Consider the following 12,929-nt stretch of genomic DNA (forward strand, 5'->3'; position numbering starts at 1 on the left):
ACCATGCGAGGAGTCAAGCTGTTTTTTTGCGAGACTTTATCCCTGTGCGAATAACGAATTGGCAGACTCCCAATGATATTTGTCCGGTTCGAGAAAAGAACAGAGCGAATAGCTTATGGAGAAGGACGAAGGCATCACCACAGAAGTGTGGGGGGAATGGAATGGAACAATATGTGATTAAGCCATGGGATACCCGAGAAGGGAATGTGGAAACGCCGGCTAACTGGGATTTGACAGTGCCACCGGAAGTAGATGCGATCGCAGAACAAGTGATCAAAGAGTATGACATGTCGGTGAAGAGTCGTACGCTCATTACTTCCAAGCCAGACAAAGGCGGGGCTATTTGGCGCATCGAGACAGATAAAGGTCCGCGCAGCCTAAAGGTACTGCATCGTACGCCTGAACGCAGTCTCTATAGTGTGGCTTTCCAAGAATACGTCGTCAAACAGGGTGCAAGGGTACCAGCACTGATTCCTGCCCGAAATGGCAGTCTTTATGTGGAAAAAGGCGGGAAACTCTGGATTGTTACCGATTGGATTGCCTTGCAACCGGCAACAAAAGTAGATTTGGTAGGCGCGCAAGAGCTTTGCTACGGTCTTGGTGAATTCCATCGTCATTCGAAAGGCTATGTTCCGCCCGCAGGAGCCAAAAACTCTTCCCGCTTATATCGTTGGCCCAATCACTATCAAAAGATTGCCAAAAAAATCGGGTGGATGCGGGAAGTAGCGAAAGCCTACAGTGAAACCCCAGCAAGTAAATCCATTTTGGCCGTCGTCGATCACTATGAACAGCAAGCATGGGCAGCCTTAGAGAAATTAAAAGCATCTGCCTATCCGAAAATGATCAAAATGGGAGAGGCGCACTGGGGATTGGTGCACCAGGATTACGGCTGGTCAAATGGTCAAAATGGTCCCGGAGGACTTTGGGTGATTGACCTGGATGGCGTGTCATACGATTTGCCGTTTCGGGATTTGCGCAAGCTCATCACCAGTACGATGGATGATATGGGAGTCTGGGATGTTACCTGGATGCGCGGCATGATCGAAGCCTATCATAAGGCAAATCCACTGGATCGCGAATCGTTTGAAGTGCTCTTAAATGATATGGCAGTACCAAACGAATTTTATAAGCATCTCAAAGAGATGTTTTATGATCCCGAAATCTTTTTGTCGACGGAAGCAGAAGGCATTCTGCAGCGAGTTTTGACGGGGGATAAAACGAAAGATGCGGCATTGGCAGAGCTCGCGAAAGACATCAGCAAATACGAACCCGGCAACTATGACCAAATAACGGAAGTGGTAGAACCGCAAAGGGTGGCATCAGGTATCAAGGAATTCTTACCTGTTGCGGTGTCCACACCAGCAACAGAGGCTTTGGTCGAGGAACCGAAAGACAAAAAGTCTACTAAGATCAAGGTGTCTAAGGATAAGGCGTCTAAGGATAAAGTATCTAAGGATAAAGCATCTAAGGATAAAGTGTCTAAGGATAAAGAGTCAAAGGTCAAGGGATCCAAAGACAAAGAGTCCAAAGTCAAGGAGCCTGCACGCGAACAGGTAGCCGCTTCACTTCCGACTTCCGAGCAAAAGCCAATTAAATCGAAAGAAAGCCAGCAAAAAGGGGCAGAGTCAGAACAAAGCAGTACTACCCGCAGAACTCGAATCGCATTTTCGGGAAATGTTCCTTTTACGCCATCAGCGCCCCTCGTTACAACAGAACCACGAAAACATGTTGGTCGAAATAAAAAGCGGGTAATAAGCTCTACTGTTTCAAAAAGCAACAGCAAAAAGTCAAGTAAGACTCAAAGCAAAGTAAAGGTCTCTATCAATGTAAAGGCCAAATCTCCACAAGCAAAACCCGCAAGTCAAGCAGAGAAAAACAAAAAAGGATCTGTGTGGACATCTAAAGAGCAGTCCCGGACCGTCACTTCGAACAAGAGCAAGAAGGTTGCCAAGTCGGCGAAACCAAGCCGTAAATTCATCAACAATCAGATGAAGAAGCAGCGTCAAAAATCAAAGAAGACGAGAGGCAACTAATGTAAGAAGTCGGAACGGGAAAGGAGAATTCGGATGAAAGCTATCATGGTCTGTACAGAAAAATTGCCAGTCCCTCCTATTCGAGGGGGAGCGATTCAAACTTATATTTCAGGGATTGCAGATATTTTAGGGAGACATCATGAGCTGACGATCCTGGGAACGTCGGATCCCACGCTACCGAAGGATGAAATAGTTCGCAATGCGCATTATGTGCGGGTAGATGGTCAAGGTGTGTTCGAGATCTATGCGCGCGAAGTAGCCGCTTTTCTGAGTGCGAACAACTATGATGTCATCCATGTTTTTAACCGACCACGGATGGTTCCCATCATTCGTGAGGTATGTCCGAACGCCCGTATCATCTTAAGTATGCACAATGATATGTTTGATCCGGTAAAAATAGGGCAGGCAGAAGCTGCTAGAGCCGTTGCTGAAACAGAAAGCATCATCACCATCAGTGATTATGTCGGCCGGGTCATTGCCTCGCTGTATCCCGAAGCCGCAAATAAGCTTCGTACGATTTATTCAGGTGTGAACCTGGAAACGTTTGTTCCGGTGGAAGGATCCAAAACGGCGCAAAAGATTCGTCAGGAACTGCGGGCGACGCACAATCTTGGCAACAAACAAGTAATCTTGTTTGTAGGACGATTGACGCCGAAAAAAGGGGCCGACATTCTGGTTCGCGCGATGAATGAACTCCGCTCCTACCATTCCAACATCGCTCTCGTCTTGGTTGGAGGGTCCTGGTACGGAGAAAATAAAATCAGTGACTATGCAGCATATGTACGCTCATTAGCGAATCGTTCGCCTGTTCCGGTTATTACAACGGGATTTGTTCCGGCAGATCAGATTCACCACTGGTTCTGGGCAGGTGACGTTTTTGTCTGTCCATCGCAATGGGAGGAACCACTGGCACGTGTCCATTATGAAGCAATGGCCGCCGGTCTGCCCTTTGTCACGACAAAGCGGGGGGGAAATGCTGAGGTGATCATCGGAGGCAATGGACTGTTGGTCGAGCAGCCGGAGGACCCTCAAGCGTTTGCAGTACAGCTGAAACAACTATTGTCCAGCCGCGATCTCCAACGTCAAATGGGGAGAAGCGGGCGCCAGCTTGCCGAACAAAGATTTACATGGGATCGAGTCGCAAGAGATGTGCTAGACGTATGGAATAACAGGGGTAGGTAAAACCAAAAAACGAATACTAGCAGCCCACTTCCCTGAGAAAGATCGGAGAAGTGGGCGTTTACTTATTCCTTCGGGACGAAAGAGTCATACAATGTCCTGCTAGAGTGGACAGGCCAGTCTGAACAAATGGGCTTGTCTCACATTCGTTTGCACGAAATGGGGGAAAATGCGGGGAATCTACTACGCACAGACTCCCCGCATCTTCAGGCAATCCTTAAGCCTCGCAGAATATCAGCTTGTTCAATTGGGTTCTGCATTTGGAATAATCGCGACGATGTGGGTGATAGGAATAAGGATAGAAGCTCCGTTTGTACGTGAGGAGGGTAAGGTCTGTAATTCAATGATTCCTTCCTCCACTCTAAGAAGCTTGCCGATTCGGTAAGAACGACTCTCAGGTCCCCAATCCGTCGTCAATAAGACCTCCACAAGTTGATCATTTCTCATGCATTTGCTGAGTTCTTGACGAAGCCCTTCTATACATGCTTGTTCCGCTGTTTCTTCCGTTTCGACATCTACCTTCACGACTGGTGCCGGGATGACGATTGGCTTCGGAGCTTCTACTTGTACAACAGGTGCCTCTACTTGTACAACAGGCGCTTCTACTTGTACAACAGGTGCTTCTACTTGCGGAGTGGGGGTGGTCACATTCACTCGAGGTGCACGTACGTGGATACGCACAAAACGGCGTAATTGCCTGAGCAGATTATTGGGTTTGCGTCTGGTAGATCGCTTCTTGCAGCGGGCTTGCTTTGCTTTTAGCTTCTTCTTTCTCAATGCTTTCAAAGTCAACTCCCTCCTTCCTATGCATGCAATATCATATTCAGAAGGGGGGCGACCGCATTGGACTAACACCTGATTTGACAAAATCAGGCAGGAAAACATTAGCAAAATTAGATGATTTTTTTAAAAAAACAGGGAAATCGTGTATACTTATCAGGTAATCTCAAAAAGAAAGATGGAGGTTTCTCATGAATCGTACGCCGATTGCCCCCATGGGAGTGGGGAAGCTGTTGGACAAGAGCTTTTCTGTGTATCGCCAGCATTTTGGAGCATTCTTTTTGTTGGCTTTAATTTGGTTCGGTCCATTATTACTCCTGCAGCAACTACTTCTGGTTGACCTTACCAGAGTGCCTTTGCTCGCACAAGATACAGAAGGTCTGGACTTTGCAGAATCGTTAGGCGCAAGATTTGCCGGACAAGAAGAATTTATGACACAAAGCCTTCCTATGTTGCTCATATTCCTATTCCTTGTCGCACCGATCCTTTTGATCATCGCCTATCCGCAAATGATTTCCGGCTCAATTTTACTCACGAAGGCTGCTCTCGAGGGAGAGACCTTGAGCTTAAAAGATGCCTTGAAGGGAGCACTTCGCCGATTTTGGCCGCTTGCGGGCAGTACTTTCCTATATGGAGTAATCGCGTTTGCAGTGTCGACAGCATTTGTCATCGTATATGGACTGATTTTCGTTATGATCGCCTTCGCCGGTGGAATGACATTGGAAACCATGTTTGATCCGTCAGATGAAGGCAGCATTGTGCTTATGATCATTCTGATTTTATTTGGCTATTTATTCTTAATTGCTGGAATGATGCTCGTACCGGGCTTTTTCATGCTGCGTTGGGGTTTTTATATGCCGCTCGTTCTGTTCGAACGCGATGGTATCGGGATCGGCCAGAGCTGGAATTTGACAAAAGGAAACTTTTGGCGTTTATTCGGTATTTTTGTAGTTCTCAGTGTGATCTACTCGATGTTTTCTAGCGGCATGCAATTAGTACTCACTGGCGTCTTAGGTACATCTATCCTCGCGCAAATTATTCTGGTTGCACTTACCTGCCTCTTGAGCCCTTGGATGGCCATTGTTTACGCTTTGGCTTACTTTGATCTGCGCGTAAGAAAAGACGGGACAGATTTACAAGAGCTAGTAAGCCGTCAGCTTGCCACATCTGCACCAGTAGAACCAGCAACTCCTACCCCTGCACAAGAGCCGGGAGTTACACATGATTAGCACGAGTCCTTGGGTAGATGACAAGGAGCATTTACAAGAGATTCTAGCCAGAGACGAGTTCAATTTGCCCCAAGGCAGTGGAGAGAACTGGATTCAAAGAGCGATGGATTTTGTGATCGAGTTGATCGCCGATCTTTTTGAGTGGACCAATATTCCGTCTGGTGCGGCTAATACCGTATCTACACTCGTGCTCATTATGGCAGTACTGGGACTGGTCAGCATCATTTACTGGCTGTTCCGCAGAATGATTTGGGAACAGAAGAAGCATCGACCGCTGTTTATGGACGGTGAAAAAATACGTTCTCATGCAGACTATTTGCGTGATGCGAAAGAAAAAGCAGCGCGAGGAGAATGGCGGGAAGGAGAACGCTCGTTGTTTTTGGCGTTGTTGGTTTATTTGCAAATGAAATCATGGGTTCGTGTGGAGAAATGGAAAACGAATTGGGAATACGCAGAAGAAATTGAGGCCAATCAGCCGAGCTTACGCGATGTGTTCGGCCGCTTCGCACGTGAGTTCGACGCTGTTTGGTACGGGCAGGAGCTTGTTGATGAAGTGTCGTTCTGGCAGCGTGTAAACGAACTGGAAGGCATCTGGCGCGAGGAGGGACAGCATGGATAGTTTGCGCACCTATCGTGTCGGAATCGTTGTGGCTACCTTGTTGCTTGTCATCGTGGGCTGGTTGATCGTCAAGCCTACAGCTGAGCCTCTCCCGTCGTACTTGGCTTCGTCTGCACAGCCGAGCGGAATCAAGGCTGTGCTCGTACTACTGGAGGAAAAAGGCAAGCAGGTAAAGGAATGGCGGCAGCCTATGCGTTTTTTACCAACAGCAACTGGGCAGGCCATGCTCGTAGTAGAGCCGGAAAGACTGATGCCAGAGGAACAGATAGACATTCTGGATTGGGTTAGTGAAGGCAATAATCTGATTCTCTTTGACTCGAGACCAGAGTGGGAAGAGCTTCCCTTTTATACGGAGTACATCCGGGGTAAAGAAAATCAGGAGCGAAACATTCAGGGACCTCTCGTTCAGGGCAGGTTCATGGGCAAAGCAGAGACCTCATTGAGATTTTTAGAAGATGATGACATGGAGCCACTTCTCTACGACGATCAGGGGATACTCGGGGGAAGAACAGAGGTGGGAGATGGCAGTGTCACGTTTTTTCTTGTACCGGAATGGCTAACCAATCAAAAAATTGATCGACTGTCCCACTTTGAAGCGATCTGGCCGTATGTACAAGGAGATTGGTCCGTTCTTTGGGTAGACGAATACCATCACGGCTTGCAGGAAAAACCAGGCTTTTTGGCAATCTACCCGGGCTGGCTCGTAGCCGCCTGCATTCAACTCGCGATCCTGCTTTTGCTGTACGTGTGGTGGAGAGGAAAACGTTTCGGACCGGTCTATACGCTTAGGGAATGGACAGTTCGCCGTGGTGATGAGACGTTGCTCGCTGTGTCTAGCTGGTATGAGCGAAGAGGGCTGGCAAAGGATGCGTTGCGACATCGAGAAGCGTACATGCGACAGCTGTTGTACGATCGGTGGGGAGTGCACCAACGGGCTGATCGTGTGGAAATCGTGCGATATGCCAAAACAAGATGGACAAATCAAGAGATAGAGAAATTCGCTCATCTGCTGGAACGACTGGAGCAGGCAAAAAACGAAGGGCGATACTCGGCGAAGAGTTTGCTTGCAGACAGTCTCTTGTTGGATGAGATTACGAAGCGTCTGGAGAAGGAGTGACAACTACCGTGGAGCAATTGTTGCAACAAATGGAAAAAGAGCTGGTTGGTCAGCGGCAAAATGTTCGGTTACTGTTAACAGCTTTGGTTGCCGGCGGACACGTCTTGCTAGAAGGTGTACCCGGTATCGGAAAGACGAAAATGGTAAGGACTTTATCGGAATTGATGGGGGGCGTGAGCAAGCGCGTCCAGTTTACGCCTGACATGATGCCATCGGACATTATTGGTCATGTAGTGTTCAATATGCAGCAGAACCAGTTTGAGACAATCAAAGGTCCTGTTTTCGCTAACTTATTGCTGGCGGACGAGATCAACCGGACTCCCCCGAAAACCCAAGCGGCCCTTTTAGAAGCAATGGAGGAGGGGCAAGTGACGATTCATGGTGTCACCTATCCTTTGCCAGATCCGTTTTTTGTCGTCGCTACGCAAAACCCGGTGGAGTATGAAGGAACGTATGTGTTGCCAGAGGCACAGCTCGATCGCTTTTTGTTCAAGCTAACGATGTCGTATCCTTCCCATGAAAATGAAAAGCAAATCCTCGCCAAACATATTCCCAACAAGCGCAGCCACGAGCGTAATCAAGAGCCGCTCTTTACATGGGATGCGATTTTGGAGAAGCGACGCCAATTAGAAGAAGTGGTTGTGGATGATTCGATTCTGGAGTACATTACGACACTGATTCGCAATACACGCGAAACGAAACGATTGCTCTTAGGTGCCAGCTCTCGTGCCGGAATCGCCGTGTTGATGGCCAGCAAAGCATGGGCACTTTTGGACAATCGCAAGTTTGTGACGCCTGATGACGTGAAGATGGTGGCCCGTCCTGCATTGCGGCACCGACTCATACTGTCACCGCAGGTAGAATTGGAGGGGGGTACCAGTGACCACATCATCGAAGAGACGCTGGCGGCTATTCCAGTTCCTCGCTGATTTTTTGGCAGACCGTTTTGTCTTGCCATCCAAGCGGCTGCTTGTGGCAGTTTTGCTAGGCACACCTATCGCGATCGTCGGATTTCTACTGGAGATTGGCTATTCGATATTCTTTTTGTACAACGGTTTACTCCTCGTCGCAAGCATCTTGGATTGGGTTACCATCCCCAAACGCCGAGACTTGTCGATCCGGCGAATCTTGCCTGAGCAGACGGATATCGGACAATCGTTTTCGATCGAGCTTGAGCTTGCGAACAGAAGCGGGCAATCCGTTTCGTACTCCATCGTGGATGATCTTCCGCTGTCATTTGAAGAAACCGGACCGGTCACGGGTGTGATGGAGCAACCCTTAACCAACATCAGTTTTGAAACAAGAGGAAAAGAACGCGGAGAGTACGTGTTCCGCTGGCTTTACATGCGCTGGCATGGCAAGCTCGGCTTGTGGTATCGTCAAAGCCGCTTTTCGTGTGAACAAACGATCAAGGTATACCCCGACCTTTCAGCCGTTCGTGGCTATTTGGCTTCGTTGCAGGAGAGCTTGATCGTCGACGGGAAAAAAATCATGCGCAGGGCGAAAGCGGGTACGGAATTCCATGCGATCCGCGATTACGTGCCTGACGATGATCCTCGGATGATTAACTGGTCTGCTTCAGCACGCTCCCGACGTCTGATGACGAACCAATATCGACCAGAGCATGGCAAGGTGATTACTATTCTGATCGATTGCGGAAGGTTGATGGGCGTCGAGCTGGATAACCAAACGAGACTGGATCGATCGCTGGAGTCTGCGCTCACGTTAGCGGCAGTGGCATTGCGTCAAGGAGATCAGGTAGCGCTACTAGCCTATTCGCATGAAATCAAGACGTACATACCTCCAGGCAGAGGATTGCGCCACTTGCATACCCTTTTGGAGGCAACCTACAACCTGACAAGTGATTTTGTAGAGGCAGATCCGGCGAAGGCGCTTGAATTTTTGAATCGCCAGCAGAAGAGAAGGAGCTTGGTGGTTCTTTTCTCAGATATGGAAAACTACCTCGTCGAAGATCAGTTGAGCAATTACTTGTGGCGGATGCGCCGTTCGCATTTGCTCTTGCTGCTGTCTTTGGCAGATCCGCTTCTGCATGAATGGAGTCATATAGACACGAGCAACAGCAGCTTGGCGTTTACAAAGGCGGTAGCTCAACGGTTCCAGCTCGATCGCAGGGCGTTTCAACAAAAAATGATCGGCGCGGGTATCCAGGTACTGGACGTTCCGGCCGATCAATTGACGCTGACGGTTATCAATACTTATTTGGACATCAAGTCAAGAGAAGCTTTGTGAGAATCGGGTCTGTATCCAAGGAGGTACCAGGCGATCAGCAAAAGCAACGTGCCGAAAGCTACGATGTACTTGGCTTCGAGAGAGAGACTCGATGGAGTAATATAGCCCTCAATGATTCCTGCGATGAATAAGAGTGGGATGGTAGCCAGCAGCAGATGCGCAGACTCTTTTGCCGCCTCCAAAAATTGATGTCTTCGTGCGTAGCGGCCGGGCACAAGCAGGCGGTACCCCATGTGAAGACCTGCTCCGCCAGCAATGAAGATGGCAGTCAGCTCGATCACGCCGTGTGGCAAAATGTAGGCCCAAAACGCATAGCTGCTATCTGCCTGATAGTAGACGGCTGCCAAAGCTCCAACCAGAAGGCCATTGAATAAGAGAAGGTAGATGGGGACGATTCCAAACGTAATTCCACTGACAAACGCCAGCATCGCCACTTTGATGTTGTTGGTCATAATCATCGTGGAGATGACCGGACTGTCGAGAGATTCGTGCCCTTCTCCCAGCCTGGATGGATCGATCTGCTCAGCCATCCCTTGTGGCAATACATAATACAAGTTGAGTGGATCGACCATGACGGCGGCAAAGCCAGAAATACCACCGATGATGAAGAGAAGAGCTGCCACACCAATGAAGCTCATTCGCTTATGTACGAGACCCATCAAGTAGCTGCCAAAGAAATGCTTGAGCTGCTGCCAGCTGCCTATTCGCTGCTTGTAAGCCAAATTATGTGCACGCAAGACGAGTTGGTTTAAGTAGAGGGTGATCTCGTCTGCAGGATGATAGGAGCGTACATAGGCCAAATGAGCAGATGTTTTCTTATATAGTTGTGTCAGGCGATCAATATCGGTAGCACTGATGTGCCGAGGTTGTCGGGTAAAACGCTCCACTAATTGTTCCAGTTCGGCCCAAGAGGCTTTATGCTTGTGCCAAAACGAGGTAATATCCATGTATAATGCCTCCTTACATTAGCGCGTGTGTAATCACTAGAAAAAACCTCAAAGTTTCGAGGGGGGGAAGAAAACCATCATGAATGAACCGACATACGTCAGTGGGTCAAATCGAGAAGCGTCTGTCGTGACACCCGAGCATGTTATGCTGCGATTTCAGACGGCAGGTCTTGGCAGTCGCGCCACTGCGATGCTGATTGATACAGGAATCTTGCTCCTGGTTAATCTTACTGTATTTATAATGTTTGGTATAGTTTTATTTGGAAATGAAGATGATTTTTTCCTGGATTCTGACAACTATGTGTTGGCAATCGTCCTCCTGGTTATCTTCGTAGTGAACTTTGGCTACTATTGGTTACTGGAAGCGTTCTGGGGCGGGCAAACCGTTGGCAAAAGGCTGGTGGGAATCCGAGTCATCCGTGATAATGGACAGCCTGCGACGTTTGTTTCCTCGACGATCCGGAATCTGTTTCGCATCGTTGACGCAATGCCATCTGGTTATTTTCTCGGGGCGCTCGTCTGCTTTTTCCACCCCCGTGATAAGCGAATTGGCGATATGGTTGCGGGCACGATTGTCGTGGTAGAGTCAGGACAGCGATCGACTCTTTTTCAGAAAAAGAAAGACAGACAGTCAAACGGCTTTGATTTGAATCATGCGCTACTCGTGCTTGATGAACGCCAAAAACAGGCGATTACCCGAGAGGACTGGCAGTTGCTTTCCTCCTTCATCAGCAGATTATCTTCTTTAACTCAAGCGAAAAAGTATGAACTTGGGAATCAAATTGCCAGCATCATGCGCAAAAAATTAGATCTGTTTGACGAACAGACCACCAAGGAAGACCCGATCCTGTTTTTGCAAAGACTGTACAATCAGCTGCAAAACGAATTTCAGCTCCGAAAATAAAGCGAGGTACCGCCAAAAAAATGGCGGTATTTTCTTTATTCGACTTGTTTTTCCATTATTCAGCAAAATGCTGCTTCAAAAACTTTCTATGTTATAATGAAACCTCACTCTATGTCACAGAAAGGAGGAGGGAGCCGATGGACGACAAATACATGGGAGCGTCATCGACTTCGTCACCCACACTGCCACTCCCGGCAAACGGGAAGCAGAAAGGAAGACGCAGAAGAGGCAGTCTTTTTCAGGCATTGATTCCCTCCCAGACAGAAGGTAAGCGTCCTTTACTACCGATCGTTTTGGCCGTTCTGGTCTGGGTAGGACTTGCCTATGCTGGATATGCCTTTGCTGTTCATACGTTGGACAAGCAGCAGCAATTTGTGAACCAACGAATTGATCAAGTTCAAGAAGATAATCAAAAGCAGATGAAGGCATTGGGAGATCAATTGACTCTGGTGCAGGAAGAAATGCAAAATGTCCAGAAGGGTCTGGGAAATCTGGAAGAAGATTTGGCATTGACGGGTGAAACCATTGGTGGCACTAACAAGACCAAAGAAGCTCTGCAGGATCGGGTTGACCAGCTTAACAAACAGCTGGTTGATTTGAAGGCATCTCTGAAAAAATTGGAGGATGCTGCCCGTGCTTGGTAAGATAAACCGTTTCTTTCTCTTTCTGATGGCGCCTGCTCTCGGTTTTTTGGTCGCTTTTGCGCTGGACAATCCAGTGGACAAGCTCCAGACAGAAGGCCTGAAGCTTCCTTCTGCCGTAGCGAAGAGCCAAGCAGATGAGCTGGGGGAACGGCTCAATGACACCAAGGTGCAGCTTCGAAACGTAGAATTCGTCATTGAAGACATCCGGGATCGCTCGAAAAAGGAACAGAAAGAATACGAGCAGCAAAACAAGAAGATCAGCAGCGCACTTGAAGCGAGCAAATCCCAGACACAAAAATCTGCGGATGTATTGGACACGATTTTGTCCAACATGCTTGGCAAGCCGATCGGTCAACACTTCGGGAAAAACTCGACAGTGAAAATTTATTCCTTGCAAGAAGGAGGATACCGCGGTTACATGGCCAAAGTTCGCCTCAATGATCCGAAAGCGCTGAAAATGGTGCTGGCCAACAACTCCGTGAAAAGTAAAGGAGAAACGACGAGTCAAGCTGGTAAGCGCACAGGAGCTATTCTTGCGATCAATGCAGGCGGCTTTATGTCGGACAAGCAGGGCAATCTGACTCCGTTAGGCATTACGGTTGTTGACGGCAAGATTCGAACCTTTTCCAATAATGCGAAGCTGAGCTTTGTCGGATTTAACAACAAAGGTCATCTGGTCGGAACAAACATTAAGACGCAGGCGCAAATTACACAACAAGGGATATTGCAGGGAGCGAGCTTTTTGCCCCGTCTTTTGCAGGACGGAAAGCGATTGCCTATTCCTCGTGAATGGGCGAATGCACGTCAACCGCGAACACTGATCGGCCATTTCGACAACGGCGATTTGCTGCTGATTGTCATTGATGGAAGACGAGATGGCTGGAGTAATGGTGTTACGCTGGAGGAAGCGCAAAGAAAGCTGCAAGAGTGGCATGTCGTGGATGCGTATAACCTCGACGGCGGCGGCTCCAGTGCGTTTTATTACAATGGCAAGCTGTTGAACAAGCCATCTGGCGGCAAAGAACGACGCGTGGTGAGCAATTTGGTCATCATGCCATAAGCAAAAATCGGAACACTCTTCTGGGAAGACGAAAAGTCTCGATGCAGAAGAGTGTTTTTTTCTGTAGAGAAAAGTTTGCCTAGGCAACTGTGAATGTGGGTTGACCTTAAAAAATGCTGAAAATTATAATAATAGTAGAAGTTATGAAATCGAATAGGAGGGATCGC

Annotated in this window: 12 protein-coding genes; 10 read left to right on the plus strand and 2 right to left on the minus strand. The window is 48.3% G+C overall.

Translation table 11 applies throughout. The annotated features are described in order from the left end of the window. Positions 1–161 precede the first annotated feature (161 nt). Both FB479_RS02190 and FB479_RS02195 read left to right on the plus strand, forming a co-directional pair. Positions 162–2,033, plus strand: coding sequence for a CotS family spore coat protein (locus FB479_RS02190; RefSeq protein WP_142062010.1), 1,872 nt, complete (start codon positions 162–164; stop codon positions 2,031–2,033). A 33-nt stretch (positions 2,034–2,066) separates the two neighbouring features. Continuing rightward, a complete protein-coding gene (locus tag FB479_RS02195) occupies positions 2,067–3,215 on the plus strand; it encodes a glycosyltransferase family 4 protein (protein ID WP_142062013.1) in 1,149 nt (382 codons plus the stop codon). A 240-nt stretch (positions 3,216–3,455) separates the two neighbouring features. Here FB479_RS02195 and FB479_RS02200 read toward each other — a convergent pair whose 3' ends face one another. Beyond that, the gene (locus tag FB479_RS02200; RefSeq protein ID WP_106653356.1) at positions 3,456–3,998 is read right to left on the minus strand and encodes a hypothetical protein; all 543 of its coding nucleotides are present in this window, start codon (positions 3,996–3,998) and stop codon (positions 3,456–3,458) included. A gap of 185 nt (positions 3,999–4,183) precedes the next feature. On the opposite strand from FB479_RS02200, the gene FB479_RS02205 reads away from it, so the two are divergent. Genes FB479_RS02205 through FB479_RS02225 form a run of 5 tightly spaced genes read left to right on the plus strand, consistent with a single transcriptional unit; the run spans position 4,184 to position 9,207 of the window. Further along, a complete protein-coding gene (locus FB479_RS02205; RefSeq protein ID WP_142062016.1) occupies positions 4,184–5,221 on the plus strand; it encodes a DUF7847 domain-containing protein in 1,038 nt (345 codons plus the stop codon). Continuing rightward, positions 5,214–5,840: a DUF4129 domain-containing protein gene (locus FB479_RS02210; protein WP_142062019.1), complete on the plus strand. Its 627-nt coding sequence runs from the start codon at positions 5,214–5,216 to the stop codon at positions 5,838–5,840. Before FB479_RS02205 ends, FB479_RS02210 begins: the two co-directional genes overlap by 8 nt. Further along, on the plus strand, positions 5,833–6,957 hold the full coding sequence (locus FB479_RS02215; RefSeq protein WP_142062022.1) for a DUF4350 domain-containing protein: 1,125 nt from the start codon (positions 5,833–5,835) through the stop codon (positions 6,955–6,957). The genes FB479_RS02210 and FB479_RS02215 overlap by 8 nt, the downstream gene beginning before the upstream one ends. 8 nt (positions 6,958–6,965) lie before the next feature. Further along, entirely contained in the window at positions 6,966–7,886 is a 921-nt protein-coding gene (locus FB479_RS02220) for an AAA family ATPase (RefSeq protein WP_142062025.1), read from the plus strand. Further along, positions 7,837–9,207 (plus strand): DUF58 domain-containing protein, encoded by a 1,371-nt coding sequence (locus FB479_RS02225; protein ID WP_142062028.1) that lies wholly within the window; start codon positions 7,837–7,839, stop codon positions 9,205–9,207. Before FB479_RS02220 ends, FB479_RS02225 begins: the two co-directional genes overlap by 50 nt. On the opposite strand, the gene FB479_RS02230 is transcribed toward FB479_RS02225, so the two are convergent. Beyond that, positions 9,174–10,154: a stage II sporulation protein M gene (locus FB479_RS02230; protein WP_106653362.1), complete on the minus strand. Its 981-nt coding sequence runs from the start codon at positions 10,152–10,154 to the stop codon at positions 9,174–9,176. The two genes, FB479_RS02225 and FB479_RS02230, sit on opposite strands and share 34 nt — an antisense overlap. Positions 10,155–10,233: 79 nt before the next feature. On the opposite strand from FB479_RS02230, the gene FB479_RS02235 reads away from it, so the two are divergent. From FB479_RS02235 to FB479_RS02245, 3 genes are all read left to right on the plus strand, one after another. After that, positions 10,234–11,058, plus strand: coding sequence for an RDD family protein (locus FB479_RS02235; protein WP_142062031.1), 825 nt, complete (start codon positions 10,234–10,236; stop codon positions 11,056–11,058). Positions 11,059–11,195: 137 nt separating this feature from the next. Further along, on the plus strand, positions 11,196–11,702 hold the full coding sequence (locus tag FB479_RS02240; RefSeq protein ID WP_142062034.1) for a coiled-coil domain-containing protein: 507 nt from the start codon (positions 11,196–11,198) through the stop codon (positions 11,700–11,702). After that, positions 11,683–12,762, plus strand: coding sequence for a phosphodiester glycosidase family protein (locus tag FB479_RS02245; RefSeq protein WP_142062037.1), 1,080 nt, complete (start codon positions 11,683–11,685; stop codon positions 12,760–12,762). Before FB479_RS02240 ends, FB479_RS02245 begins: the two co-directional genes overlap by 20 nt. The last annotated feature ends 167 nt before the right edge of the window (positions 12,763–12,929 follow it).

The sequence above is a fragment of the Brevibacillus sp. AG162 genome, from assembly GCF_006715575.1.
Taxonomy (GTDB): Bacteria; Bacillota; Bacilli; order Brevibacillales; family Brevibacillaceae; genus Brevibacillus; species Brevibacillus brevis.

What these genes read in the sequence shown, in the direction of transcription:
- FB479_RS02190 (WP_142062010.1), top strand. Translation starts at nt 162, where the DNA reads ATGGAACAATATGTGATTAAGCCATGGGATACCCGAGAAGGGAATGTG.
- FB479_RS02195 (WP_142062013.1), top strand. Translation starts at nt 2,067, where the DNA reads ATGAAAGCTATCATGGTCTGTACAGAAAAATTGCCAGTCCCTCCTATT.
- FB479_RS02205 (WP_142062016.1), top strand. Translation starts at nt 4,184, where the DNA reads ATGAATCGTACGCCGATTGCCCCCATGGGAGTGGGGAAGCTGTTGGAC.
- FB479_RS02210 (WP_142062019.1), top strand. Translation starts at nt 5,214, where the DNA reads ATGATTAGCACGAGTCCTTGGGTAGATGACAAGGAGCATTTACAAGAG.
- FB479_RS02215 (WP_142062022.1), top strand. Translation starts at nt 5,833, where the DNA reads ATGGATAGTTTGCGCACCTATCGTGTCGGAATCGTTGTGGCTACCTTG.
- FB479_RS02230 (WP_106653362.1), bottom strand. Translation starts at nt 10,154, where the DNA reads ATGGATATTACCTCGTTTTGGCACAAGCATAAAGCCTCTTGGGCCGAA.
- FB479_RS02235 (WP_142062031.1), top strand. Translation starts at nt 10,234, where the DNA reads ATGAATGAACCGACATACGTCAGTGGGTCAAATCGAGAAGCGTCTGTC.
- FB479_RS02240 (WP_142062034.1), top strand. Translation starts at nt 11,196, where the DNA reads ATGGACGACAAATACATGGGAGCGTCATCGACTTCGTCACCCACACTG.
- FB479_RS02245 (WP_142062037.1), top strand. Translation starts at nt 11,683, where the DNA reads ATGCTGCCCGTGCTTGGTAAGATAAACCGTTTCTTTCTCTTTCTGATG.